The organism is Collinsella aerofaciens (assembly GCF_028209395.1).
Classification (GTDB): domain Bacteria; phylum Actinomycetota; class Coriobacteriia; order Coriobacteriales; family Coriobacteriaceae; genus Collinsella; species Collinsella aerofaciens_AZ.
Genome location: NZ_JAQLDQ010000006.1, coordinates 28,706 through 53,999 on the forward strand (window position 1 = coordinate 28,706; position 25,294 = coordinate 53,999).

Consider the following 25,294-nt stretch of genomic DNA (forward strand, 5'->3'; position numbering starts at 1 on the left):
AAAGGGTGTCCCCAGCGACTAGTCGTTTAAGAACGTCCCCAATGACTAAGACAAAACGAGCGAGGATTTTTGGACGCCCAAATGGCGAGAGTGGATAATCTCCCACTTTGAGCCCACAAACAGGCTAAAAACGGGAGATTATCCACTCTCATTCTGCGGGCACTCATTTAAGTACGTCCCCAATGAGTGCTTTCACTTCTTTTAACAAAACGCCCGGCGGGCATTAACTGCTCGCCGGGCGTTTTGGTTAGGAAACTCTGAAGTTGAGTGTCTCGGCTTCCTTAGGACAGATCCTCACCATTCGTTTCAATGACATGCTTGTACCAGTCGAAGCTCTTCTTTTTGGAACGCTTGAGGGTGCCGTTGCCCGCATCATCGCGGTCGACATAGATAAAGCCGTAGCGCTTGGACATCTCGCCCGTGCCGGCAGACACCAGGTCGATTGGGCCCCAGGTGGTGTAGCCCAGCAGGTCAACGCCGTCCTCGGTCACCGCATCGCGCATCGCGGCGATATGCTGGCGCAGGTAGTCGATACGGTAGTCGTCGTTGATGGAGCCATCCTCCTCGACAACATCCTTGGCGCCCAGACCGTTCTCGACCACAAACAGCGGCTTCTGATAACGGTCGTACAGGTCGTTGAGGGTGATGCGGAAGCCCAGCGGATCGATGGCCCAGCCCCACTGGCTCTCCTGCAGGTAGGGGTTCTTGGCGCCGGCGAAGGCGTTGCCCTGGGTGCGCTCGACATCGGGGTTATCGGCACCGGCGGAGCAACGGGTGCTGTAATAGCTAAAGCTGATGAAGTCGACGGTGTTGGCGGCCAGGATCTCGCGGTCCTCATCCGTCATGCCCACATCGATGCCCAGACGCTCGAGCTTCTTGACGGCATAGGCCGGGTAGTAGCCGCGGCTCTGAACGTCGACGAAGAAATAGTTGCTCTGGTTGTCAATCTGCGCCTGGCGCACATCGCCCGGACGGCAGCTGTAGGGGTAGTAGCTACCTGCGGCAAGCATGCAACCGATCTTGACCTCAGGGTCGATCTCGTGAGCGATCTTGGTTGCCCAAGCGCTGGCGACGAGCTCGTTGTGGGCGGCCAGGTACTCGACGGCCTCCTTGTTCTCGCCCTCCTCAAAGACCAGACCGGCACCCATAAACGGCAGGTGCAGGATCATATTGATCTCGTTGAAGGTAAGCCAGTACTTTACCAGGCCCTTGTAGCGGGTGAAGATCGTGGTCGCGAGGTTCTTGTAGAAGTCGATGAGCTTGCGGTTGCGCCAGCCGCCGTACTCCTTGATGAGGTGAATCGGGCAGTCGAAGTGCGTGATGGTCACGAGCGGCTCAATGCCGTGCGCCTGACACTCGCGGAACACGTCCTCGTAGAAGGCCAGGCCGGCCTCGTTGGGCTCAGTCTCGTCGCCGTTGGGGAAGATGCGGGTCCAGGCCAGGCTCATGCGGAAGGTCTTAAAGCCCATCTCGGCAAAGAGGGCGATGTCCTCCTTGTAGTGGTGATAGAAATCGATGCCGGTCTGCGCGGGGTAGTAATAGCCGTCCTCGAAGTCGAGCATCTTGCGCTGGCCGGAGACCACCGCATAGCGCTCAGGGCCGTGCGGCGCCACGTCCACGTTGGCCAGGCCGCGGCCATCCACGTCGTAAGCGCCCTCGCACTGGTTGGCAGCCGTTGCGCCGCCCCACAGGAAGTCTTTACGGAAAGCCATGCATCGATCCTTTCACACGCTGTTTGTCGTGGTTTCAGTATCCCCGTAAGCAGCGCGCTACTCAACGGCAACGACGCAGGTCGACACTTCTTTTCGCACACGGCGGCCCGGCAGCCGCCCCTGCCTGACACTTTCTGATACCGCCGCCCCAAACCACCACAAAGGGGACAGGCACCTTTGTGGTGGTTTGGGGCGGTTTGTCTCGATCTGTAACAGGTAGGCAGCCAAAACCGGGCTTGGTGTTACAGATCGAGATTTTCGGGCAGCCCCCGCAGTTTGTCTAAATCTGTAACAGGTAGAGACGATTTAGCCCGCTAGATGTTACAAATCGAGACGGAAGATGCTAGTCACAGGCGATGTCGAGGTTCTTGCCGACGAGGCCCACGTAGCCGCCCTCGGCCGCCTTGGGGCTGTCGGCGTGGCAGAGGACCCACTTGTCGGCCTTCCAGTAGCAGTAGCTGTCACCGGCGGCAGGCATGTCGGCTGCAGCCTCGGGGCGCGGGCCGTTGGTGCCCGCCGGCAGCGCCACCATCACCTGAAAGCCGCCGTCGTCGACCATGCAGGGCGTGTAGTGAAGCGTGGTGGCGTAAACCTCGACGAGCGTGCCGGCGGGCGCGCGAAAGGCCTTGACCTGAGCGGTGTCGAGCTTGCCGTCGACAATTTGCTCGCGCTTGGCCAGCAGCAGAATAAAGTCGCGCGCACCCAAATTAAACTCACTGGCACGGTGATACTCCAGACAGTTGAGGCGCGTGTTGTGGCCGTTGCACCAGCCCGGCTGGAACGGACGGCCGCCGTACATGAGCAGGCCGAGCGTGTCGACACCCTCAACCTGCTCGAGCTCGGGTGCGGAGGCCACGTACTTGGTGCCCTCGGGAATGGGAGTAGCCGCAAGCGCCTCGACAAGCGGGGCGGTCAGGTTGGACGGCACGTCGTCCCACACGCGACCATAGGATTTGAACTCGGGATCTGATACAGAGTAGATATGCATGTTCGCTCCTGTTCGTTTATGTGACAGTATGAACATTCTAGAACATCATTCATCCACGACCACGATCAATACCGAAAACATTGCATGACGAAATCACCCGCTCAAAAAGCGACATGCAGCTTCCTAGTCGAGATAATCTTTAAGAAACTCAATAACGCTCATACACCAGTAGTCGGTCTCCGGCGCATGGGGCTTCATCAATGCGTGCCCCCCTTCTGAATACATGACTCCCTCATGGTGTACTCCAGCTGCATCCAGAGCATCGACCATCTTTTCATAATTGTCGGGCGATACAATATCATCGTCAGCGCATTGCCAAAGATATGTCGGAGGATACTGCTCCCACACATGCTGATTAATACAGAAATCATCGAGCGAGTCGCGACCAGCCCCGCCGCACACCGAATCAAGAAATCTATTGTCTGATGCGTTCTCAAAGCCACGAAGATCAATCGGTGCATAACACAGGACCAAGGCTTTGGGTGCCTCGCATCCGTAGGACGCAAATCCCTTGTTGTCCGTCCCCCACTCGGCAGTTAAATGCGCACCAGCAGAAAAGCCGATAACTGCATAACTTTTTGCGACATTAAATTTCGCTGAATTCTCGAAGACAAAACGGACAGCTCGATTTAAATCGTCGATTGGACGCGGCATCAAAGGCTCGACCCTCACCCTGTATGACAGCACGAACACGTTATAGCCCGCATCGTTGAGCTCGGGGGCAACGGGAAAGCCTTCCATTTGATGACAAACGCTCTGATAACCTCCGCCCGAAACCGCAATGATAAAGGGAGCCCCGGGTCTCCCGGGAAAGAAGAACAGTTTCGTGTTGCGTCGAGTCGGATCACGGATGCAGTCGGCTTCATCCCATATATCGTAGGCAACTTGCCTCCCGTCATCCACGAGCTCGACAATCCGATTCAATCCACGCAAAACGCGAGTAGTTTCATATGGATTAGCATCAGAATTCATATGAGACACGATGGGTTTATTCCACATGCGCTCCCAAGTTGAAGGCCGGCAAAGCATAAGGTGCTCGCCAAAGCCAGCGAACTCAGGAAGGAGCGCGATTTCGCCAAACGTCATATCGGCTGTAATTGTCATAGCTAGTCACTCCAAAAATGAGGGTGGGCTCGCGTGAATCAACGGCAAGCCCACCACATGCAATCTGCCGCGGGGTTTTCGGCAGCTTACATCCCAAATAATTGTCTACTCCACTACTGCCTCTTCATCAGGGCGATACAGGATGTAAACGAGAACGAAGTTAAGAATTAAACCGACGACATTGCAAAGAATTGCGCCGATGAGGCTGCTCATATCACCAGAAGGATCCATATAACCGGGGAAGCTAAAAATGCCGCTCGACGTCATAACGAACGTACAGGTGTTGAAAATCGCCGGGATAACAGCACTGATTGCTCCGGCGACCATGGAAGCGATAATGATCTTCTTGTGCTCCAAGATGATGCCGTACAGCGCCGGTTCCGTAATCCCGAAAAAGCCCGTAATGGCACAGCTGAACCCAAGACTCTTTTCACTCGGGTCCTTCGAGCGGAGGGCAAACGCCAAACAAGCGCCGACAACACCCATGCTGCAGCAGAGAAGTCCAAGGATAGGATCGGAGCCGACGGTCATAATATTGTTGATGGAAAGCACGATCAGGGCCCAATGGAGTCCAAGGGGGATCATAACGAGACCGAATATCGGCCCGAGAATAACGCCGCAAAGGACGGGGCTGAACTGATAGACCGCCAGCACTGCAGTCGCAAGCAAAGAGCTCGCCTGCTGAATAACGGGGCCGATCACAAGGAGCGAGACGGGGGCGGCAACAGCAACCGTCAGGAACGGGACGAGCGCAAATGCCACAACATCGGGAAGAACCGCCCGCAGCCACTTATTAAGAACGGATGCGAACCAAGCCGCCACGATAGCAGGAAACACCGTGGAGGAATAGCTCACCATTGTGAACTTCATGCCGAGCAAATCCAGCGCATCGCCCGCTCCGGCCGCAGCAACGAAAGTCGGATAAATCAGGATTGCACCGAGTACCGCACCGATATATCGATCGGTTCCAAAGAACTGAGCAGCAGATGATCCGACAAGAACGGGCAGAAAATACATGCAGGCATTTCCCATGCCGTACAGCAGAGTGTATATTCCGCTCTCGGCGGAAACAGCACCCGCCGTCGTCAGAATACTAAGGACGGCGTTTATCATTCCGCATGCGATCAAGGCAGGAAGAACGGGCATCATGATGCCGCTGATGAGCTTCATTAGCTTTCCCAGAAAGCCCTTAGTCTCTCCTTCGCTTGCCTCGGAATCTCCGGCATCAATCCCGGTTTCCTTGGCAACGACTTCATAGACCTTATCGACCTTAGGTCCCACAATCACCTGATATTGCCCCGCGGAATGGCGAATGTCGATCACGCCATCAATCGCCTTGACTTTTGCATCGTCTACGATGCTTTCGTCCTTAAGGTTGAACCTTAAACGAGTCATGCAGTGAGCTACAAATGTAACGTTGTCTGCGCCGCCCACCATCTCGAGAATCTCGGCAGCGAGCTTGGTTGTATCTGCCATAAATACCATTTCTCCCATGTTGAGTTTTATATGTAACCATCAGCAAAGCGCGCGCCTTTGCCAACTAATTACCTTGTTTTCGATGCAATTCGATTGATGTGCATCATGAGGTAGAGTCTTTCTTCGTCTATAAGTTCCCGCCCCGTCAGTCGGCTGAGAACAGAAGCAATATCATCGGCGCACATTGATGCCACCGGATATTCTTTTTTGAGCGAGAGGTACATCTTGCGGTTGTCGCTCACGATGCTTTCGCCAGAGTTCAACCTATTGAATAAGTACTGAAGATGGGTTGCGAACCTTGCGTAATCGAAACCTTCCCGATCAACTTGAATGCCAAGCCGATTTTCAACAGCAACGGTTGACTCCTCCAGAACACGATCGTAGATATCCGCGCTAAACTCTTTAACTACTTCGCATGAGTCCGAATCGGCCATGTTATTGATAAACGCCATGGCAATTCCAACTGCCTCATGAGCTGGAAGCCTAACGTTAAGACGTTTCCTGATTATCTTAAGTGCATACTCGCCGATTCTAAATTCGACGGGATATTGTTGGCGGACATCAAACGATAAAGGCATGCGGACAACGATATTTTGCTCTTTGCGCTTAACCGCATACGCGATATGGTCCGCAAGGATAAACGGCAAATTAGGGCTCACCTCATAAGACAGCAAACCTGTCGACATATCAATAACATCCGAGGTAAGCTCGAGAAGCTCGTCGGGGACCTCGTCAACGAGAGCGATGTAGCGAGAGCTAACGTTATAAAACGTTCGTTGAATCTCCGAAAGAGGGACCTCGTCTCCGACATTCTTAAACCCCAGACCACGGCCGAATGCAACCAACTGTCTGCCATTTCCATCGACGCAGAGGACAGCGCTGGTATTAATTCGTTTAACAATTTCCATGTGTCCCCCCCTAAACAGAACAAGGCTCCCGAAGCAGAATCCGACAATCAATGTCGACAGATGCTGCTTCAGGAGCCTTGCCTGAATATCACTCTGAGGACTAGTTTAAGCGAGCTAGTGCTAATGACCTCGAATAAACACTTCTAAACAGTTAAACGGTCGATATCTCCGTGTGAACGGTTTGGAGGCAGAGGGCGGCCCTATGCCTGCTGATAATGCAGGTGCTTCTCATCGATATCGGCCAGGTCGCGGTCGAGATAGCGACGCGCGAGCCAGTTTGCCATGGGGAGGTTCTGGTCCAGATAGTTACCGCACTCCTCGGGAGCGGCACCGGGGACATCGCCCTCAAAGCCGGCGACAAACTCGAACAGCTCACGCACGAGCGGCAGGATCTCCTCGCTCGTCACCTCGCCAAACACGACGAGGTAAAAGCCCGTGCGGCAGCCCATGGGACCAAAGTAGACAATGCGGCTCGACCACTCGGCATGGTTGCGAAGGAACGTCGCGCCCAGGTGCTCGATGGTGTGGCACTCGGCCGTGTTCATGACCGGCTCCTTGTTGGGCGTGGTCAGGCGCAGATCAAAGGTGGTGACGGCGGCGCCGGTCGCCGGATCGCGGTCGATGCGGCTCACATACACGCCGGGCTCGAGCAGCAGATGGTCAACGGAAAAACTCGCGATACGCTCCATGGCAGTTCCTCTCGGTAGTCAATTTAGGACGGGGCTCTTTTAGCTGGTTCGAATGATCGCACCAATCATACCAGTCAAAAAAGCCCCGTCCCAAATGAGCTACCCGGGAATAGCCTGCGGGCGCCGCGCAGCCGCCTAGGCAGTGTAGGCGATGGTCGCGTCGACGGCGTGACGCCAGCCGGCGATCTTTTTGGCTCGCTCGTCGGCAGGCATGGCAGGCTCCACGATGCCGCGGGCGCCGTAGACGTCAACGACATCGCGCGTGTACATGCCCAGCGCAATGCCGCAGGCCCAAGCCGCACCCAGACCGCTCATCTCGTCGTTGCTCGCAATGCGGATGGGCGAGCCGACCAGGTCGCTCTCAAACTGCATCAGGTACGCGTCGCGCGTGGGACCGCCGTCAACACGAAGCTCGGCCAGTGCCGCGCCCGAATCCTCGACCATCGCATCGATCACGTCGAAGATCTGATAGGCGATCGACTCGTCGGCGGCCTTTACGAACTCCGCACGGCCCGTGGTGCGCGTCATGCCAAAGACGCAGCCCTCGGCATCGCTCGCCCAGTGCGGCGCGCCCAGGCCAGTGAACGCCGGCACAAAGTAGACGCGGCTCGCCGGATTGGCGGCGTAGCACAGGTCGGTGACTTCCTCGGGATTGTTGATGAGCTCCAGGTCGTCGCGCAGCCACGTCTTGACGGCGCCGGCGTAGCTCACGTTGCCCTCGAGAACATACTCGGTCACACCGTCCATACGCCACGCAAGCGAGCTCGAAAGCCCGTGCGAGCTGGCGACAAACTCGTCGCCGACGTTCATCATGACCGAGCTGCCGGTGCCATAGGTCGCCTTGGCCATGCCGCGGCTATGGCAGCCCTGGGCAAACAAGGCGGCATGGCTGTCGCCGAGCACGCCGTGGATGGGCACGGGCGCCGGCAAAAAGCCGCCCAGGTCCGTTGTACCGAACAGGCCATCGGAATCGGTCACCTGCGGCAGGCACGCCGGATTGACACCAAAGGCCTCGCACACCGGCTCGCTCCAGCAGCCACGGCGCAGGTCAAAAAGCTGCGTGCGGCTGGCATTGGACCAGTCGCAGCGGAACTCCGCGCCGCCCGTGAGCGTCCAGACCACCCAGGCATCGATGGTGCCCAGGCACAGCTCACCCGCCGCCGCGGCCTCGGCAGCCGCGGGAACGTTCGCGAGGATCCAGGCCATCTTGCCCGCCGGATAGTAGGGCGAGAGCACCAGACCCGTCGTGTCACGCACCAGCTCGGCCACGCCTTCGCGCGCAGCCAGCTCGTCGCACAGCTCGCGGGCGCGGGCGCACTGCCACACCACGGCATCGCACAGCGGCTCGCCCGTCGTGCGGCTCCAGGCAACGGTGGTCTCGCGCTGGTTGGAAATGCCAACGCCGGCGATGTCTGCCGGATCGACCCCGGTCTCCTCCACCACGGTGCGTGCCACAGCCAGCACGTTGGCGGCGATCTCGGCCGGGTCGTGGCTCACCCAGCCGGCCTCGTTGACAATCTGGCGATGTGAGCGGTCGGCGCGATGGATCAGATGGCCGCCCTCGTCCACCAGCAGCGCCTTAGTACCCTGTGTGGACTGATCGATTCCGATGATGTATTTGCTCATGTACTCTCCTGTCTCCCCCGTCGATTCAAAACTAAAACCCGACGGACAAGGAGCGAGTGGCCGACCGGCTCATGAGAGCGCAGCCGGCCTGCTCAGAATTCAACCTAAAAGGATTGGTGCAAACCTGTCCCCGATGCACCAATTACTCTGCGGGAAGGACCTCGGCGACCGTCTTGGCGATTCCCTCGCCCGTCAGGCCGTAGTGCGCGAAGACCTCGGGGCTCGTGCCGGTGATGACCGGCGCATCGGGCAGGGAGAGGCACTTGACCGGACGCGGGCAGTGCTCACCCACGACCTGCGCGACCATGGAACCCAGGCCGCCGAAGGGACTGTGCTCCTCGACGGTCACGACGGCGCGCGTGGCACCGGCGGCCTCGATCACGGCCTCGGCATCGAGCGGTTTGACGCAGTACATATCGAGCACCGTCGCCGAGATGCCCTGCTCGGCCAGCAGATCGGCGGCGTCCACGGCGTGGCGGACCATCTCACCGGTAGCGACGATCGTCACATCGGTGCCGCGGCGCACCCAGGTGGCGCGATCCATCTGGAACGGGCACTCGTCCTCAGTGTACACGTCCTCCACCGGGTTGCGGCCCACGCGGATGTAGGCCGGCTTGTTGTCGGCGACCAGGGCACGCACGAGCTCGGCGGTCTGGAAGCGATCGCTCGGCAGATACACGCGCATGTTGGGAATCGCGCTCATGGCGGCGATATCCTGCGCGGAGTGATGGCTCATGCCTAAGGCGCCGTAGGACACGCCGCCCGAGATGCCGATGAGCTTAACGTTGGTGTTGGAGTACGAAACGTCGACCTTGCACTGCTCATACGAGCGCGTGGTCACAAAGGACGCCGGCGAGGCGGCCCAGGCCTTCTTGCCGCACGAGGCCATGCCGGCGGCGATGCTCACCAGGTCCTGCTCGGCAATGCCGACCTCAACGGACTGCTGGGGATACTGGTCAAAGAACGGCGTGAGCGATGCAGAGCCGCGGGAGTCGGAGCACAGGACGACGATGTCTTTATCGGTTGCGGCGGCCTCGAGCAGCGTGTCGCAGATAGCCTTGCGGTTGGCGATCTTGTTAGCCATTGATGGCCTCCTTATGGGCAGCGAAATCGGCGATGATCTGGGCATATTCCTCATCGTTGGGCAGGTGATGATGCCAGGCGGCCTTGTCCTCCATAACCGGCGAGCCGTAGCCCTTCACTGTGTTGAGGATGATGACCGTGGGCTTACCCTTGGTCTCGGCGGCCAGCGTCAGCGCGGCGTCGATGGCCTGGACGTCGTTGCCCGGAATGGACAGCACGTTCCAACCGAAGGCGGCCCAGCGCTCCTCCTGCGAATCCTGCTTCATGACGTCCTCGGTGCTGCCGCTGATCTGCAGGCGGTTGCGGTCCACGAGCGCGCACAGGTTATCGAGCTGGTAGTTGCCGCCGCTCATGGCGCCCTCCCAGACCGAGCCCTCGGCAAGCTCGCCGTCGCCCATGATGGTGTAGACGCGGTAGTCGCGGCCATCCATCTTGCCGGCAAGCGCCATCCCGACGGCCACGGGCAGGCCATGACCCAGCGAGCCCGAGTTCATCTCGATGCCCTTGAGCTTGTTGTTGGGGTGGCCGATGTAGGGGCTGCCGAACTTAGAGAAGCGGGCCTTGACGTCGTCGAGGTCCAGATAGCCCTCGTGGCAGAGCACCGCGTAGTAGGCCTCCATGGCGTGGCCCTTGGAGAGTACGAAGCGATCGCGGTTGGGATCGTCGACGGTCTCGGGAGAAATGTTGAGGTGGTTGGCATAGAGGGTCATCAGCGCATCGATGACCGACATGTCGCCGCCGATGTGCCCGCCAGCGCCAGCCATGATGATATCGACGCAATCGCGTCGAAGGTCCCAACGCAGGGACTCAAGCTCTTCGATAGTTGCCATTTCTACTCTCCTCGCAGGTAAGCTTTGACGTCTTCTTCGATGGGGTCGTACAGGTCGGGGACAATGCCGATGTACTTGCACGCCTCGTAGAGCACCGGCACCACGTTGGCGTGAATGGCGACGCAGTGGTGGATGTAGGGGCCCTCGACGATCTTGGCCTCGAGGCGCTTGAGGTTGTCGACCTCGACCCACAGGTAGGTGCCCATGCCGGCCGGGCCGTCGATGCCGCGGGCGTTGCCCAGCAGCAGCGAGTACTCGCCGTTGTCGCCGTCAAAGCGGGCAAGGGTGAGGTCGCCGTGCTTGGCCTCGGCCGTCAGCGCGCCGGGGTGATCGAAGGCCAGCGGATAGGTGAGCTTGGGCTTGACGGCCGCGCAGCTGCAGGGCCAGGGGCCGCAGTGCTGCAGCAGCTCGCCGTTCTCGTTATCGGGATGACGCACGGTCCAGTCGGCGAACATGCCGCGGTGACGGCCCAGGTCGGCGGCCTCGACCATCAGCGCGGTGATAGCGCCATGGATGTCGGTCTCGCAGACGATGGGGATGCCCATCTCGTTGAGGATTGCGTTGGCGGCGCAGGGCATAATGCCCAACTCGTCCTGCAGGGCGTTCCAGCACTGGATGGCGCCGGCGTTGCAGCCGTACTTCTCGACCAGGCGCTTCATGGCAATGGCGAGTCCTGCGACCGCAGGAACCTTGTCTTCGGGGATGCAGATCTCAAAGCTGTCACCAATGTGGGCGAGCATGGTTGCCATGGCCTGCTCGTCAGCCTGGGCGTCGCGCACGGCCTGGACAAGCTCGGTCATGGGGATGGGCGAAAGCTGGATGTTGAACTTCTCGAGCAGCTCGCCCTCGTTGCACATGGTCGACCAGAAATCGAACGGACGGGTGGCCATCTGCAGGATGCGAGTGTGCTTGAAAGTCTTGACCACGTTGCACACGGCCAAAAAGTCCCAGACACCGCGCTCGAACTCGGGATCGGTCAGACGGCAGTTGGTCATGTAGGTGAAGGGAACCTGGAAGCGACGCAGGACCTTGCCGGTGGCGAACAGGCCGCACTGGCTATCGCGCAGACGGGTGCCGTCGGGCTCGGGGCGCTCGTCGCGCGGACCCCACAGCAGCACGGGCAAGCCGAGCTCGCGGGCAAGGCGGGCGCAGACATACTCGGTACCAAAGTTGGCGTGGCAGAGCATGATGCCGTCGACGCCCTCGGCGCGGAACTTCTCGACGATAGGCGCGATATGGCTGTCGTCGAACAGCAGGCCCTCTTCATTGATGTCGTCGATATCCACGATGTCGACGCCGATCTCGCGCAGGCGATCAGCCGTCAGGCCGCGATACTTGATTGCGTCCGGCGCGCTAAAGATACTGCGGCGCGTGGGCACAAAGCCGAGCTTGATCTTGTCCATGTACGTCCTCCCCTAATCACATGTTCAGTAAACAGACGCATGTTTCGTTTTGTTCTGTTTACTAAATGTTTTACTCTACTGTTTAGAAGTTTAACGCGAAATACCCGTAGACGGTAGAGAAATCAGCCTAAACGGTATGTAAACAAACTGAACATACAAGGGCATCAAAAAGAGGGCCCAAAGGACCCTCTCTTAGTAGCGTTATGTATGGCTGCCTTAGCGAGCTTTGCCTCCCTACGGCCCAGCGTTGCCTTTGCCTAGATCTCACGCACGCTTTGGCGCTCGACAAAATAGGTCGACACGGCCGTCTTGCAGGTATAGCTCTTGGGATTGCGGATGTTGCCCACCAGGCGGCGCACCGCGATCTCGCCCACCTCGTGCTTGGGAACGTGCACCGTGGTGAGCGGCGGATTGGAGAAGGCGCCCAAAGACAGATCGTCAAAGCCGATGATTGAGACATCCTCGGGGACACGTATGCCGTGCTCGTTCAGCGCGCGCATGGCGCCTACGGCGAGCACGTCGTTTTCGGCAAAGAAAGCCGTCGGCAGGTCGTCGCGCGAGACGCTGTCGAGCCATGCGCCCATGTCGCGATAAGCACCTTCGAGCGTGGTGCCCAATGTGACGCGCCATGTCGGGTTGGCCTCAAGGTCCGCATCCTCAAGCGCTTGGCGATAGCCGCGCTCGCGATCCTTAAAGTTGCGGATGCGAAGGTCGCCTGCCAGATAGCCGATTTGCTTGTGACCCTTCTCGATAAGGTAGTCCACGGCGCGCAGCACCGAGTCGGTGTTGGCAATGACTACGGCATCGAAGTACTGACGATCGCTCCAGCCATCGAGCACGATCAAGTGGGCGGCAGCGTTGGCGAACAAGGCATAGTCTTCCTCACCCAGCTCGGTACCCATCAGCACGATGGCGGCCGACGGGTCGGCGATCAGGCCCTCGACCTGCGGGCGCACGGCGTCCAGGTCGCTAAAGTCGAGCGAGACAAAGCTCGTGCTCATGCCGTGGCGACGCGCCTGGCGCTCCACGCCCTCGATGACCGCGGGGTGGAAGGTGCTCTCGTCCAGGATGGCGCCCGTCTTGCGCGCGAGCACAAACTGGATGCTCTCGAGCTGCGTCGACTGCTGATAGCCGAGCGACTGCGCGCACTCCAGGATGACCTTGGCGGTCTCCTCGCTCACGCTGCGCTTGCGGTTAAGCGCGTTGGACACGGTCGCAGGCGAAAAACCGGTGATGCGGCTGATTTCGCGAACACTTGCTTTGGCCATTGTTCCCCCTAGTAGCGGTCGCGGTCGAGCATCGTGGCCTGACCGCCCCGTGACTCGACAACTAAACGACCGCAAATTCAATCTAAACAGAATAGTAAATGTTTAATAGCTAGTTTAGCCTGTTGTCAAGCGAAGCGACGCGACTATTCCCCCAACGGGCACATTTGCTCGGTAGCTAAAAAAGCCCCGTCCCAAATTGACTACTTGGGGCGGGGCGTGAAAAACATTTAGCCCAGGACGCGGGCCATACGCGCCTTGAACTCGGACAGGAAGCGTGGGGCGTCCACGGTGAGCGCCACGAGCGCGCTCTTATCTGGATCGGACAGACGGTGCTCGTCGCAGATGGTGCGGCCGCGATACTCGCCCAGCAGGTCGACACGCAGGTTACAGCCGAGCGCACCCACGAGCGTGGGATCAATCGCCACGGCAACCGCCAGCGGATCGTGCAGCGCGCAGCCGCCCAGGTAGGGCGCGTTCATTTCGTACGAACCGATATAGTGCTCGACCATGCTCGCAAACGCGCAGCCAGCCATAGTGCCCGAGCCCGTCCAGCCGGCAACGTCGCGACGTGTGAGCACCACGCGGTGCGTCACATCCAGGCCCACCATGGTGAGCTTGCGGCCCGAGCGCAACACAGCGTCGGCAGCCTCGGGGTCGCCCGCCATGTTGGCCTCGGCGCCCGCGCTCACGTTGCCGGGCACGGTAAGGGCGCCGCCCATCACGACCACGCGGCCGATAGACATCATCGCCGCCGCATCGCGCTCCAGGGCAAGCGCCAGATTGGTGAGCGGGCCGGTCGCAACGTAGACCAGATCGGGACCATAGGTACGCGCGGCATCAATCAGGTAATCGACCGCCGCATTGCCGTCGGCCGACGTCGCGCCCACCGGCTCGTACGGCGAGGCGGGCACGCTTGCGCCGCCGATGCCGTTCTTGCCGTGGATAAGCGTGGTGGACGCCGGCGGCGTGTAGGGTTCGGTCGCCTTCATGGGACGATCGGCGCCCAGGTACACCGGCACCTCGGGACGACCCAACAGGTCGAGCACCGCCAAGCAGTTGTGCGCCGACTGCTCGACGCGCACGTTGCCAAAGCACGTGGTGATGCCGACGAGCTCCACCTCGGGGCTCGCGATGGCGTAGGCAAGCGCCATCGCATCATCCACACCCATATCCAGATCAAGGATCAGCTTCTTGGTTGCCATTGTTCTACTCCGCTTCTCCGTCTACATCCAAACCGTCTAAACCAAACTTGTGCTCGACTTCCGCACGCGTGGGAATTGATTGCTGAGCGCCCAGGCGCGACACCGTCACCGCCGAGGCGCGAGCACCCGCCGCCATGCACTCAAAGAGCGGCAGGCCCTCCAGACGAGCCGCCGCCAACGCGCCGATAAACGTATCGCCCGCGGCCGTCGTATCGACCACCGCGCTCGAAAGCGCCGGCATGCGCAGCGGCTCACCGCCATCGCCGAGCGTAACCGAGCCGGCGCCGCCCAACGTGATGACCGCAGCCCCGGCGCCCTTGTCGAGCAGCGCATTGAGCGCGGCGACGCAACTCGCATCATCCGTGGGCAGAATGCCCGTCAGTACCTGGCACTCGGTCTCGTTGGGGCAGACCAGGTCGACCGCTGGCCACGCTCCTGCCGGCAGGTCGCAGGCGGGCGCCGGGTTAAAGATCGTATAGAACCCCAGCTCGTGAGCGCAAGCAAGCGCCCCGGCCGTCGCCGCAAGGTCACATTCGCCCTGGGCGATAAAGACGCCGCCAGCAGCCGGGGCAATCTCGCTGGCATCGCCGTCGAGCTCGTCGGCCACCAAGCGCCTCAGTGCGCGGGCAACGTCCTCGCCCGCAAGCGCATGGTTGGCGCCCGGCGACAGCACGATGCGGTTGTCGCTCTCACAGCGAATGATAGTCGCAGTACCGGTCTCCACGTCGTCGAGACGTGTCACGGACTCAACGCCCACGCCGGCATCTTGGAGCCCTGCCACAAGCGCATCGCCAAAGGTATCGCGCCCAACAGCGCCGATCATGCACGTGCGCGCACCCATGCGCGCAGCGGCAACGGCCTGATTGGCTCCCTTACCGCCGGCGTTGGTGATAAAACCGCTGCCATCGACCGTCTCGCCCGCGCGCGGCATGCGCTCGCACGCCACCGAAAGGTCCATGTTCATGCTGCCGAACACCGCAACGATGCTGTGATCCGCCATGGAAACCTCCTCGTCTTCGGGCTTTGCGCCCACCATCGACCAACGATTGTGCACTCTCGCACCCCCTATAACTTTAGTCCACTTTGATGTGGACGCGCGCTTGAGCTTGCGCCAGCAGCAAGCATTCACAGGGGCAGGCAGCTACAATGAATACGTGCTGATTATTCTCGTCATTGGATGATGTTTTATGGAACAATTCTCGCAATCGGGCTCGCGCGGTCGACGCCGCACGGGCAACGAGCCGGCGCCGCACGAACGCGTGAAGGGCGAGCGCCGTGCCAACGAGCCGCGACGCACCGCGAGCCCCCATCGCGCTTCTGCCAACAACGCTGGCCGCGCCAACACTCCCGCCGCGGAGCAGACGCCTGCTCGCCCCAAGTCCCGCTACATCCCTGCGCTCGACGGCCTGCGCACGCTTGCCGTCGTCGCGGTGGTGCTCTATCACCTCAACCTCACGTGGGCTCAGGGCGGCCTGCTTGGCGTCACGATCTTCTTTGTGCTTTCGGGCTATCTGATCACACGCCTGCTACTCAACGAAGTCGCTAAGACCGGCCGCATCGACCTCAAGAGCTTCTGGATCCGCCGCATCCGTCGCCTGGTCCCCGCCGTGGTGACCGTTGTGGTTGTAACCTGTGCGCTGTGCACCGTCTTCAACCACGTGATGCTCACCAAGATGCGTCCCGACATTCTGCCGTCGCTGCTGTTCTTTAACAACTGGTGGCAGATTATGCAGGACGTTTCGTACTTCAACGCCCTGGGCGACCCCTCGCCGCTTACGCACTTTTGGTCGCTCGCCATCGAGGAACAATTCTACCTGGTTTGGCCACCGCTGCTGTTTGCCATGGTGTCCATGCATGTGAGCAAACCCAACACGCGCCGTATGGTCCTGGGACTCGCAGCGGTATCCGCCCTTGCCATGATGGTGCTCTACAACCCTGCCGCCGACCCCAGCCGCGTGTACTACGGCACCGACACCCGCGTCTTCTCGCTGCTGCTGGGCGCCTGGATGGCCTTTATCCCCGATCGCGACCTGGCGCCGGTGCGTCTCGCTCATCGTTTGGGGCTCAATCGCCTGGCTGGCGCCGCCAAGCACGGCAAGAACGCCGAGGGCAAGCCTGGCGAGAAGGCCGACAACGCAGCCGAGACCGTCCCGGCACAGCCGAGCGCCCTCGTGCGCTTTTGGTCCTCGCCCGCATCCATCGATGTGTTGGGCGTCGTGGGTCTGGTTGGCCTTGCCGCCATGGTCGCGCTCACCAACGGCTACACCGCGTTCCAGTATCGCGGCGGCACGCTGCTATGCTCCATCCTCACGCTCATGGTCATCGCGGCCTGCGTGCAGCCCCAGGGAATGGTTGCCCGCGCACTGTCCGCCGAGCCGCTCGTGTGGGTTGGCAAGCGCTCGTACAGCATCTACCTGTGGCACTATCCGCTACTGTTGCTCATGAACCCGGTCGCCAACATCAACGATACGCCGTGGTGGCAGTACATTTTGCAGGTGTTGTTGGTGGTCGCCGTAGCCGAATGTTCATATCGCTTTATCGAGACGCCGTTTAGAAAGGGCGCCTTTGGGCGCACCGTATCCGAGTTCCGCGACGGCACCACCGCGCCCGCCAACTGGGTGCGCGCGCACGTCCCTGTCTGCGCAGCCTGCGCTGTCGTGTTGGTCGTTGCACTGGGCGGCCTGATCTTTGTGCCGGAGACCTCCGCACTGAGCGGTGAGGGCGCCGAAGTCCTCAACAAGGAAGCCAAAAACACCGCGCCCACAGACCAACAGGCGGCCGACGACACCGACAAGGACAACGACGGCTTCCCCGATGGCTCCTACGACCTGTTGATGATCGGTGACTCCGTGTCGCTGCGCGCCGTTGATTCCTTTGACGGCGTGTTCCCGCACAGCCATATCGATGCCGAAAAGGGCCGCCAGTTTGATGCGGGCCGCGCGACATTTGAGGGCTATCTCCAACAGAACCTTGCCGGCAAGATCGTGGTCTTTGCACTGGGCACCAACGGCTTGGTAACCGACGACCAGATCGACGCCATCATGACCGATGCAGGAGATAAGCGTATTGTGGTGTTTGTGAACACGCGCAGCCCGCAGCCGTGGGTTGGCTCTACCAACCAGGCCATCGCCAACGCTGCTACGCGCTACAAGAACGTGCGCGTTATCGACTGGTACGGATACAGTGCCAATCGCAACGACCTGTTCGATGGCGATGGCACGCACCTGTCGACCACTGGCGTGACTGAGTACCTCAACTTGATCCACGATGCAGTCAAGAAGGACCTGCCCGTGCATCCCGAGGATCACGTCAACGATCTGCAGCCGGCGGCCGTCAAGTCTGCCACCGACGCGCTCGTCAATGCGCTCGCTCTCAAGCCGCACAAGCTGGGCACCGACAAGTAACCTGCAGCGCAAACTTCCCACATCCGGAGGGGTGCGCCACGGCAGGCACCCCCTCCGACAGTTAGGGACGTTCCTTATGTGCCGGCACCCAGGGACACTCCTGACACAGCCGAGGAACGCCCTCCTTGCGACCAAATTCTGGGCGCCTCGCCACCCCGAACGTTGTTTCCAAGCCCACACCCGCAGCAAACAACCCAAAATCACTCTTTTCGAGCCGGCTCCAAGGGGTCGTGGACAAAAAGGGGCAAATATGAGTACTGTTACCATTTTAGTAGCAGGCAAAACCACCCAAAATGACGTCCGAGCGACCCCTACAACCCCCTAAAGCAGCCAACCTGACTGGTTTAAGACATATTGGAGCCAATTTTAATGAACATACTATCGGCTATGTCCATTATCTTCTTGGATGTAAATGCTATTCACTTAGCAACAGTACTCATATTTGGCATTTTTTGTCCACTGCCATATAACTAATGCCCTATAGCGGGCAAAAAACAGGCCGCAGTCCATCGCTGCGGCCTGTTCGGAAGCAAAAGTGGGCGTTAAGCGCTGTAGCCCATCGCCTGCAGGACAAACATGACGACCGTGAGCACCGTAATCACGCCGATAGTCGCCCACGTGAGCACGTTCCATACGCGGCCGTTGCGGTTGGCGCCCATAATGTGACGGTCGGCGGCGATAACCACCTGGAACACCAGAACCACGGGCAGTAGCACGCCATTGATGACCTGCGAGGTCATCATAATCTGGAACAGATCGACGCCGGGCATAAGCACCAGCACGGCAGAGATACCGATGATGGCCGTAATGATGCCGCGATAGACCGGGGCCTCGTCCCAGCTGCGGTCGGCACCGCGCTCCCAGCCAAATGCCTCGCAGATAGCGCTCGACGTAACGCCCGGCAGCACGCAGGCAGCCAAGAAACTCGCCGCGACCAGGCCCGAGGCAAACAGTACCGTAGACCACTGACCCGCAATAGGCTCCAGCGCGCGGGCAGCATCGGCAGCATCGCTAATCTGAATACCCGCCGGGAACAACACCGTGCCGGTCGTGATGATAATAAAGCCGGCAATAACATCGGCGGCAAGCGAGCCGCTCACGGTATCAATACGCTGCAGCACGATGTCGTCCTCGCCCGCGTTCTTATCGACCACGTTGTTCTGCGCCAAGAAAATCATCCACGGCGCGATGGTGGTACCGATCGTTGCGACCACGAGCGACACGTAGCTGGGGTCATTTTGAATGTTAGGCACGACCAGGTCGACCGCGACCTCACCCCAGTTGGGGCCAGCCATAAACGCGGCGACGATGTAGGTCACGAACACGCAGCTCACCAGCAGCAGAATCTTCTCGATGCGCTGGAAACTCCCCGACATGGTAAGCATCCACACCAGCAGCGCCACCAACGGCACCGAGATGCTCGCCGGCACGCCAAAGAGGGCAAGGCCGCTCGCAATACCCGCAAACTCCGAAATGGTCACAGCCGTGTTGGCGATCAACAGCGCCGCCATAGCAAGTACACTCTTGCGCACGCCAAAGCGCTCGCGAATGAGCGATGCCAGGCCCTTGCCCGTGACGCAGCCGCAGCGCGCCGCGGTCTCCTGCGTCACGATGAGCAGCACAGTCATGACAGGAAGCATCCACAGCATCTTGTAGCCATAGCTGGCGCCCGCGCTGGAATACGTTGCAATGCCGCCGGCGTCATTGCCCGAAAGCGCCGCCAGCAGACCGGGACCCATAGCGCCAAAGATGGCCGCGATGGTCAACTTTTGCTTGGTGCCCGACTTTTGCTTGGTATTTTGCACGCGACCACCTAACCCATGACTGATATGGCGAGCAGCACCGCGGCGATGCAATACGCCACACACGAAATCATGACGGCAATGACGTTCATGGCGGTGCCCGACGTGTTGAGGTCATGCTCGTCACGCCAGAACAGCACCATCAGGTAAATCACGGCGCTCATGTTGCCAACCAGGCAAATAATGGCAGCGATATTAAAGCACCCGGTAAAGAGCTGCTCCTCAAACATGGGCGCATCGAGGAACGCAGCGGTGCGCACCAGCTGGGCGCACAGGTAGGTCACGAGCGACAGAATCAGGCCCATGCCCGTGCTCTGGAAGAAGAACCCCAGATACGGCTTGGGCTCGTCGTCGTGACCGTCATACTCCAGGAAGTAGTTCTTGACGAACGACACCATGCGCGAGGCCGCCAGCAGCACGAGCGGCATGGCGCACATGGGGAACACCACCAGATGCGCGGAGCCGAGCGCCGTTCCCAGCACGGTCGCCATGATGCACGACGCGATGCCCCATACAACAACCCAGTACTGGCGATGCACGAACCAGCTGAGCACGTTCGTCGAGTCGTCCGACGCGCTGTCGCCCGAGCCGACACCGGCGATCTGCAGGTCCTCCTGATGCTCCTCGGCGATAACGTCCATGGCGTCGTCGAAGGTTACGATACCCAGGATATGACGGTTCTCGTCGCAGACGGGGATAGCGACCAGGTCGTACTTGGTCATCTCGTCCGTCACGTCTTCCTGGTCCTCGTCGGGCGACACGTAGACCAGGTCGCGATAGGCCAGCTGACCCAGCGTGGCGTCGCGGTCGGCTACGATCAGCGTGCGCAGCGAAAGCACACCGGTCAGCATGCCGCTCGGATCCTCGGTATAGACGTAGTAGACGCTCTCGAAGTCCTCGTCGAGCTCGCGAATCGCCTCGATGGCGTCACCGACCGTTGCCGTGGCGGGCAGGGAGACAAACTCCGAGGTCATGATGCGGCCGGCGGTGTTGTCCTCATACCCCAGCAGGTTACGAATCGCCTTCTCCTCCTTGACGCCCATCAGGCGCAGGAGCTTCTCGGCCTTCTCGTAATCAAGCTCGTCGATCAGGTCGGCAGCGTCGTCCGGGTCCATCATGGCCAGCATCGACGATGCGTCCGTGTCGGACAGGCCCTCGAGCATCTCGGTCATAAGCTCGTCGTCATCGAACTCCGAGATAGCTTCGGCTGCCTGGGCGGTATCGAGCTGCGCAAACACCTGCGCACGTAGGCGCGGGTCGAGCTGCTCGATAATGTCGGCGATGTCGGCAGGGTGCAGCTCGCCGAGCGTCTTGTGCGACACCGAGAGTTGGATGTTTTTAGTCGAGCGGTCGAGCAGGTCCATGTAGGACCAAGCGATGATGTCCTCGCTGAGCGGCTTGCCCAGGTGCTTCATAAAGCCCTCGACGACGTGCTCGAGTGCGGGGCTGATCGCGCGCAGCAGACCGCGGGCACCGACCTCGGCACCCAACAGGCGCAGCTGGTTTTCGCCCGACATGGAAAACTTGATGTCGTTGACGCGCACGACCTTCATGCCCTGCGTGTCGACGATCTGCTTATTGAGCACGTCGCGCGCCAGCAGGAGCTCGGTCGGCTGCAGGTACGAGAAGCGAATATTGGTGGCAGACGTGTTGAGATACACGCCCGTCTCGTCGATACGGTCGACCCATTTGCGCCAGCTGATCATAAACGGCGTCTTGCCGGGGCCGCGGAACGCGAGCGACGTCACGTGCGGAAAAACTTCGCCGGTAGCAATGCCAAAATCGTTGACCACGCCGAGCTTTTCGCCGTCGACGTCCAAGACCGGCAATTTGAGCATCTCACTCAGATAATTCAATGGTGCTCCCCATCATTATTCCTCCGGACGCGGCCGCGCGTGCGGCGTCCGGGGGCTTCTGGATATGTATACGCATGCGCGGGCGGCACGCCGCTCGACGCTTACACCCCGTGCATGCGCAAAAAGCACCTGCATGGGGTCATCGACTGTATGGTCGAGGTTTGGATTTCACCTGTAACCTTTCTCTTGACCCTCATTAACCGCAGTAACTATAGCATCAGCATCGCCCTGCGGCATCGAATTTATGCGCTGCACATTGCAGGCATACCAAACGCTGACGTATCCGTGACATAGCCCTTGGGGACGTTCTTAAACGACTACCCAATGACTACTCTGTGGTGTCATCGTCCTCGGCAAGTTGGGGGAACACGGCGTCCTTGGGCATGGTGACCTTCGTCAGCGAGGTGAGCTTTTTGCTGAGCGATGTGTCCGTCTTGACCAGGTCGCTGAGCGTCACGATCTTGTATCCGTCGGCGACAAGACCGTCGATAATCTGCGGCAGCGCCTCGAGCGTCTGCTCGGCGCATTCGTCTCTATCGGTGAGCAGCACGATATTGCCCGGCGTCACCGAATCGAGCACCGTTGAGACCTGCTCGTCGGCACCGTTGAGCAGCCAGTCGCCCGAGTCAATATTCCACGAGACCACGGCGGAGACCAGGTCCATCGCATCAATCCAGTTTTGCTCGTCAAAGGCAGCGTAGGGAGCACGCAGCAGCATCGTCTTCACGCCGGTCGCCGACTTAATCGCATCGGTGCCTTTCGTGATCTGTTCGCGTACCGTCTCACGGTCCTGACCCTTGAGCGAATCGTCGCTGTAGCTGTTGGATCCGATCTCGCACCCGGCATCGACAATCGCCTTGGCCGTGGCAGGCGAGGCCTCGGCCGCATCGCCCGAAAGGAAGAACGTCGCGGTAACGCCCTTTTCCTTGAGCACCTGCAAGATCTGTTTGGTGGCGCCGCTCGGACCCTCGTCAAACGTCAGCGCCACGTACTTTTTGTTGCCCTTGGGCGCCACGCTGGCGCACGCAACGACGCAATCGGTGGCGGGCACAACCTCGCCGCGGTCCTGCGTCTTGCCCGACTGCTCACCAACCCACACCTCGGAGCGGCCCTGGACACCCCATGTCTGCACATACTCGATAGCGCCCGTGCCCTCGACCTTGAGCTTGGGCTCGATAACCGTAGCCTGAACCTCGTGCTTCTCGTAGGTGTTACGGCCATCCTTGACCGTCACCTTCTCGCCGCCCTCAAGTTCGCGGCTATCCCATTTGCCCTGTTTTATGCGCTTGCCGTCCACCTTAACCGACAGCTTTTCGCCGCCATGGCGCTTGAGCACGCTGTCATCGACGGCCAGCAGGTCGCCTGCGTCGTAGGTATCGGTCAACTCCTGGTCGTCGATGAGATTCTGCAGCGTAGAGCCCACGCGCACCGCGGTCTTTTGCCCGTTAAGTTCCACGTCCACGCTGCGGTTGACGTAGCCCACGACGGCAGCGATAAACAGCACGAGCGCACAGCCCACGGCAATGAGCGCATAGGGCAGACGGGACGGTCGGCGCGGCGAGCGCCCGTTGCCGATGCGCGCGCTGCGGTCGCTAAACCCGCGGCTATGGTTGAGGTACATCGCGCCGGGCTTACGGCGGCGACGGCGCTGACCGCTGGGCAGCTGCCCCAGGTCGCGGCGCGCCGTCGGACGCGCACCCGAACGCCCGTTTAAGTTGGATCCGTTTTGGCGCATGTGCCCTCCCCCATAAACACAGCAAGCCGGAGCAACAGGTCTCCGGCTTGCCTCCCATCATTTGGTACGTCGCTATTTTGTAGCTTTTGACGAGCCTCCGCTCGCCTTTTGGTATTCGTCCTTAAAGGCCTTGAACATGCCGCGCGTCTTGCCGAGCTGCTTGCCCAGTGCGCGACTGCCTTTGTCCACGGCGACCGATCCCTTGTCGTCGAGCACCTTGGCGCCCTTTTTGACCTTGTCGCCCACCACGACGCTGGCCTCGGCGGCCTTGGCGGCCGCACCGCCCGAATACCCAAGCGACTTGACCTCGTCCGAGACGACCATCGCACCGTTCTCGTAGCCGCGTAGCATCGTCGGCGGCACCTGCGTGTCACCAACCAAAACACTCGAAGCAGCACCGGCGGTCACATAGAATGCCTGCACGATGCCCGAACGTGGCTTGAACTCAACGTCCGAGCAATAGCCCACGACGTCGCCCGATTCCGTGCGCACGTCCATACCGACCCAGATGATGCAATCGTCCAGGTTGATGTCGAGGCGCTTGGCGGCGGCGGCATCGTACGTGTCCTTGACGTCATCGACCGCAATGGCGCCCTCGTAGACACCAATGGCGTCGAGCGCTACGAATCGATCGGGACGCTCGATCATGCCCGCGATATCGGACTGGCGGACCATAAAGCCGACCACGCGCGTACCGCCCGGGGTAAAGACCGGAAAGTGAATCTTTCCGAGCTTTTTAGGGCTGCGCGGCGTGCCGTCCTTTTTGGTGCGCTTGTCCTCGGTAGGCTTGCGATAGATCTTGGCGCCGACAAAATCCCCGGCGCGCATTATGCCTCGGTCGAGGGCTCCGCAGCCTCGGTATCAGCCTCGACGGCGTTCTCGACCACGACGTCGGCGGCAGGCGTCACGTTGCCGCCCGAAATGGCGTCGTTGAGTTGCTCGCGCAGCTGGTCCATGCGCTCGCGGGCCAGGTCGACCTTGGCGCGCAGGTCGTCGGTCTTGGCGTCGACCATCGGGCCAAAGTCATTCACCGCAGCACGGGCCTCCTCGGCGCTGTGCTCGTAGGTGTCGCGCATATTGTCCCAGGCGTCATTGGCGATATCGGCAGCCATGGCGCGGGTCTCGGCGCCCGAGCGCGGGGCCAGAGCAACGCCGACAATAGCGCCGGCAGCGGCACCAAAAAGTGCGCCGGAGACAAAGCTGAAAGTCTTACCCATGATCATTCCTCTCCTGCGGGCACGTCGGTGCCCACCGTTTGAATGCTGTCCATTATACCCGCAGCGCATCGCTTGCCGCTCCGCTCATCTGCGTACGGCAAAGGCGCAGGTACGTGATGGTGATAAACGCGTAGGCCTACTCCTGGGGCATAGCCGGCATGGCCACCGTGGCACCCGGGTCCTCGCCGGCGCCGTCCACGAGCGGCAGGCCGCCCTCATGCGCAGGTCCTACCGGAACCGTCGCCGCACCGCCAAAGACGGCAGCGGAGGCCTCGTGGTTCTCGGCAACCGCGCCCTCGGTATCAATCGCCACCTGGGGCTCGTCGTCAAAGTTGGGGACGCCCTGGGGCTCGGTGGGAACGGGCTCGGCGGTCGCATCGGCAACGGGCTCGGCGTCGACCGGCACATCGCCCTCGTCAGCGCCCTCGTCCTCGGCAGCATCTTCGCCGTTCGCAGCGGCGACGGCCTCGTGAGGATCCTTGCCCTCGGCCTCGGCGCGCATGCCCAGCACCAGGTTGCGCAGGCCCGCGACCGTGCCTTCCACGTCGGGGGCAGGCTGGTCGGCGTGCAGGTACGCCCAGTCCATCATAAAGGTGGCCGACGACAGCGCACCGATGGCCAGTGCGTCGTCGGGGCACGAAAGCTCGACCTCAAAGACACGCTCGTCATGCTCGCTTACGCGCGTGCGGCCGCACGAGATGCTACCGGCAAGACCGGTCTCGTTCATGAGCTCGACCGTCACGTGCTCCAGCAGGTGGCAGAGCTCGGTCTGACCCATGCAGTCCTGGAACTCGCGGCCGGAATCGCCCAGGCACAGGTGCTTGGCAATCGCCGGCACCAGGTAGTACACGCGCGCCGTGGCCTCGATATCCTCCGAGGTCATGAGCGGCATGCCGGGGTTCACCAGCACGTGCGCGCAGATCTTGTCCTCGCTGACGGTGACCTTAAGGATGTTGAACAGGCCTGCCATAACTCTCCCCTACTCTTCCTT

At 60.5% G+C, this 25,294-nt stretch carries 20 protein-coding genes; 1 reads left to right on the top strand and 19 read right to left on the bottom strand.

Features of this window, described 5'->3' with window-relative positions; translation table 11 throughout:
• Positions 1–281: 281 nt before the first annotated feature.
• The 13 genes from PMW67_RS04140 to PMW67_RS04200 form a co-directional block, all read right to left on the bottom strand.
• Positions 282–1,712: a 6-phospho-beta-glucosidase gene (locus PMW67_RS04140; RefSeq protein ID WP_271738829.1), complete on the bottom strand. Its 1,431-nt coding sequence runs from the start codon at positions 1,710–1,712 to the stop codon at positions 282–284.
• Positions 1,713–2,055: 343 nt separating this feature from the next.
• Complete coding sequence (locus PMW67_RS04145; RefSeq protein ID WP_118934712.1) at positions 2,056–2,700, bottom strand: DUF4867 family protein; 645 nt, start codon at positions 2,698–2,700, stop codon at positions 2,056–2,058.
• A 123-nt stretch (positions 2,701–2,823) separates the two neighbouring features.
• Entirely contained in the window at positions 2,824–3,804 is a 981-nt protein-coding gene (locus PMW67_RS04150) for an alpha/beta hydrolase (RefSeq protein ID WP_117778711.1), read from the bottom strand.
• Positions 3,805–3,909: 105 nt separating this feature from the next.
• A complete protein-coding gene (locus tag PMW67_RS04155; RefSeq protein ID WP_158550168.1) occupies positions 3,910–5,280 on the bottom strand; it encodes a PTS transporter subunit EIIC in 1,371 nt (456 codons plus the stop codon).
• A 68-nt stretch (positions 5,281–5,348) separates the two neighbouring features.
• Positions 5,349–6,188 carry a PRD domain-containing protein gene (locus tag PMW67_RS04160; protein WP_117646431.1) on the bottom strand — a complete coding sequence of 280 codons (840 nt, stop codon included), beginning with the start codon at positions 6,186–6,188 and terminating at the stop codon, positions 5,349–5,351.
• Positions 6,189–6,388: 200 nt separating this feature from the next.
• Positions 6,389–6,877 carry an S-ribosylhomocysteine lyase gene (locus PMW67_RS04165; protein ID WP_117770240.1) on the bottom strand — a complete coding sequence of 163 codons (489 nt, stop codon included), beginning with the start codon at positions 6,875–6,877 and terminating at the stop codon, positions 6,389–6,391.
• A 135-nt stretch (positions 6,878–7,012) separates the two neighbouring features.
• The gene (locus tag PMW67_RS04170; RefSeq protein ID WP_117839927.1) at positions 7,013–8,503 is read right to left on the bottom strand and encodes an FGGY family carbohydrate kinase; all 1,491 of its coding nucleotides are present in this window, start codon (positions 8,501–8,503) and stop codon (positions 7,013–7,015) included.
• A gap of 142 nt (positions 8,504–8,645) precedes the next feature.
• Positions 8,646–9,587 carry a transketolase family protein gene (locus PMW67_RS04175; protein WP_117769781.1) on the bottom strand — a complete coding sequence of 314 codons (942 nt, stop codon included), beginning with the start codon at positions 9,585–9,587 and terminating at the stop codon, positions 8,646–8,648.
• On the bottom strand, positions 9,580–10,416 hold the full coding sequence (locus PMW67_RS04180) for a transketolase (RefSeq protein ID WP_197736868.1): 837 nt from the start codon (positions 10,414–10,416) through the stop codon (positions 9,580–9,582). Before PMW67_RS04180 ends, PMW67_RS04175 begins: the two co-directional genes overlap by 8 nt.
• 2 nt (positions 10,417–10,418) lie before the next feature.
• Positions 10,419–11,819, bottom strand: a complete 1,401-nt coding sequence (locus PMW67_RS04185) for an L-fucose/L-arabinose isomerase family protein (protein WP_271738830.1) — start codon at positions 11,817–11,819, stop codon at positions 10,419–10,421.
• Positions 11,820–12,076: 257 nt separating this feature from the next.
• Entirely contained in the window at positions 12,077–13,087 is a 1,011-nt protein-coding gene (locus tag PMW67_RS04190; RefSeq protein ID WP_055252157.1) for a LacI family DNA-binding transcriptional regulator, read from the bottom strand.
• A gap of 227 nt (positions 13,088–13,314) precedes the next feature.
• On the bottom strand, positions 13,315–14,289 hold the full coding sequence (locus PMW67_RS04195; protein ID WP_117564514.1) for a nucleoside hydrolase: 975 nt from the start codon (positions 14,287–14,289) through the stop codon (positions 13,315–13,317).
• 4 nt (positions 14,290–14,293) lie between these two features.
• Positions 14,294–15,289 carry a ribokinase gene (locus tag PMW67_RS04200; protein ID WP_070097149.1) on the bottom strand — a complete coding sequence of 332 codons (996 nt, stop codon included), beginning with the start codon at positions 15,287–15,289 and terminating at the stop codon, positions 14,294–14,296.
• A 187-nt stretch (positions 15,290–15,476) separates the two neighbouring features.
• Between PMW67_RS04200 and PMW67_RS04205 the strand changes: the two genes are divergently transcribed.
• Positions 15,477–17,693: an acyltransferase family protein gene (locus tag PMW67_RS04205; RefSeq protein WP_055252160.1), complete on the top strand. Its 2,217-nt coding sequence runs from the start codon at positions 15,477–15,479 to the stop codon at positions 17,691–17,693.
• Positions 17,694–18,235: 542 nt separating this feature from the next.
• On the opposite strand, the gene PMW67_RS04210 is transcribed toward PMW67_RS04205, so the two are convergent.
• From PMW67_RS04210 to PMW67_RS04235, 6 genes are all read right to left on the bottom strand, one after another.
• Positions 18,236–19,432, bottom strand: a complete 1,197-nt coding sequence (locus PMW67_RS04210) for an Nramp family divalent metal transporter (protein ID WP_006235731.1) — start codon at positions 19,430–19,432, stop codon at positions 18,236–18,238.
• A 74-nt stretch (positions 19,433–19,506) separates the two neighbouring features.
• Positions 19,507–21,351: a magnesium transporter gene (locus PMW67_RS04215; RefSeq protein WP_117564512.1), complete on the bottom strand. Its 1,845-nt coding sequence runs from the start codon at positions 21,349–21,351 to the stop codon at positions 19,507–19,509.
• A gap of 328 nt (positions 21,352–21,679) precedes the next feature.
• Positions 21,680–23,086 carry a polysaccharide deacetylase family protein gene (locus PMW67_RS04220; RefSeq protein WP_233502635.1) on the bottom strand — a complete coding sequence of 469 codons (1,407 nt, stop codon included), beginning with the start codon at positions 23,084–23,086 and terminating at the stop codon, positions 21,680–21,682.
• Between the two features lie 72 nt (positions 23,087–23,158).
• A complete protein-coding gene (locus PMW67_RS04225; RefSeq protein WP_055252569.1) occupies positions 23,159–23,914 on the bottom strand; it encodes a PRC-barrel domain-containing protein in 756 nt (251 codons plus the stop codon).
• A complete protein-coding gene (locus PMW67_RS04230) occupies positions 23,914–24,303 on the bottom strand; it encodes a YtxH domain-containing protein (RefSeq protein WP_035136593.1) in 390 nt (129 codons plus the stop codon). The genes PMW67_RS04225 and PMW67_RS04230 overlap by 1 nt, the downstream gene beginning before the upstream one ends.
• A 136-nt stretch (positions 24,304–24,439) precedes the next feature.
• Positions 24,440–25,273, bottom strand: a complete 834-nt coding sequence (locus PMW67_RS04235) for a cyanophycin synthetase family protein (protein ID WP_233502634.1) — start codon at positions 25,271–25,273, stop codon at positions 24,440–24,442.
• Positions 25,274–25,294 lie beyond the last annotated feature (21 nt).

Excerpts from the sequence above, each read along its gene's own strand:
- PMW67_RS04140 (WP_271738829.1), bottom strand. The coding sequence starts at position 1,712 with ATGGCTTTCCGTAAAGACTTCCTGTGGGGCGGCGCAACGGCTGCCAAC.
- PMW67_RS04145 (WP_118934712.1), bottom strand. The coding sequence starts at position 2,700 with ATGCATATCTACTCTGTATCAGATCCCGAGTTCAAATCCTATGGTCGC.
- PMW67_RS04150 (WP_117778711.1), bottom strand. The coding sequence starts at position 3,804 with ATGACAATTACAGCCGATATGACGTTTGGCGAAATCGCGCTCCTTCCT.
- PMW67_RS04155 (WP_158550168.1), bottom strand. The coding sequence starts at position 5,280 with ATGGCAGATACAACCAAGCTCGCTGCCGAGATTCTCGAGATGGTGGGC.
- PMW67_RS04160 (WP_117646431.1), bottom strand. The coding sequence starts at position 6,188 with ATGGAAATTGTTAAACGAATTAATACCAGCGCTGTCCTCTGCGTCGAT.
- PMW67_RS04165 (WP_117770240.1), bottom strand. The coding sequence starts at position 6,877 with ATGGAGCGTATCGCGAGTTTTTCCGTTGACCATCTGCTGCTCGAGCCC.
- PMW67_RS04170 (WP_117839927.1), bottom strand. The coding sequence starts at position 8,503 with ATGAGCAAATACATCATCGGAATCGATCAGTCCACACAGGGTACTAAG.
- PMW67_RS04175 (WP_117769781.1), bottom strand. The coding sequence starts at position 9,587 with ATGGCTAACAAGATCGCCAACCGCAAGGCTATCTGCGACACGCTGCTC.
- PMW67_RS04180 (WP_197736868.1), bottom strand. The coding sequence starts at position 10,416 with ATGGCAACTATCGAAGAGCTTGAGTCCCTGCGTTGGGACCTTCGACGC.
- PMW67_RS04185 (WP_271738830.1), bottom strand. The coding sequence starts at position 11,819 with ATGGACAAGATCAAGCTCGGCTTTGTGCCCACGCGCCGCAGTATCTTT.
- PMW67_RS04190 (WP_055252157.1), bottom strand. The coding sequence starts at position 13,087 with ATGGCCAAAGCAAGTGTTCGCGAAATCAGCCGCATCACCGGTTTTTCG.
- PMW67_RS04195 (WP_117564514.1), bottom strand. The coding sequence starts at position 14,289 with ATGGCAACCAAGAAGCTGATCCTTGATCTGGATATGGGTGTGGATGAT.
- PMW67_RS04200 (WP_070097149.1), bottom strand. The coding sequence starts at position 15,289 with ATGGCGGATCACAGCATCGTTGCGGTGTTCGGCAGCATGAACATGGAC.
- PMW67_RS04205 (WP_055252160.1), top strand. The coding sequence starts at position 15,477 with ATGGAACAATTCTCGCAATCGGGCTCGCGCGGTCGACGCCGCACGGGC.
- PMW67_RS04210 (WP_006235731.1), bottom strand. The coding sequence starts at position 19,432 with ATGGGTCCCGGTCTGCTGGCGGCGCTTTCGGGCAATGACGCCGGCGGC.
- PMW67_RS04220 (WP_233502635.1), bottom strand. The coding sequence starts at position 23,086 with ATGCGCCAAAACGGATCCAACTTAAACGGGCGTTCGGGTGCGCGTCCG.
- PMW67_RS04225 (WP_055252569.1), bottom strand. The coding sequence starts at position 23,914 with ATGCGCGCCGGGGATTTTGTCGGCGCCAAGATCTATCGCAAGCCTACC.
- PMW67_RS04230 (WP_035136593.1), bottom strand. The coding sequence starts at position 24,303 with ATGGGTAAGACTTTCAGCTTTGTCTCCGGCGCACTTTTTGGTGCCGCT.
- PMW67_RS04235 (WP_233502634.1), bottom strand. The coding sequence starts at position 25,273 with ATGGCAGGCCTGTTCAACATCCTTAAGGTCACCGTCAGCGAGGACAAG.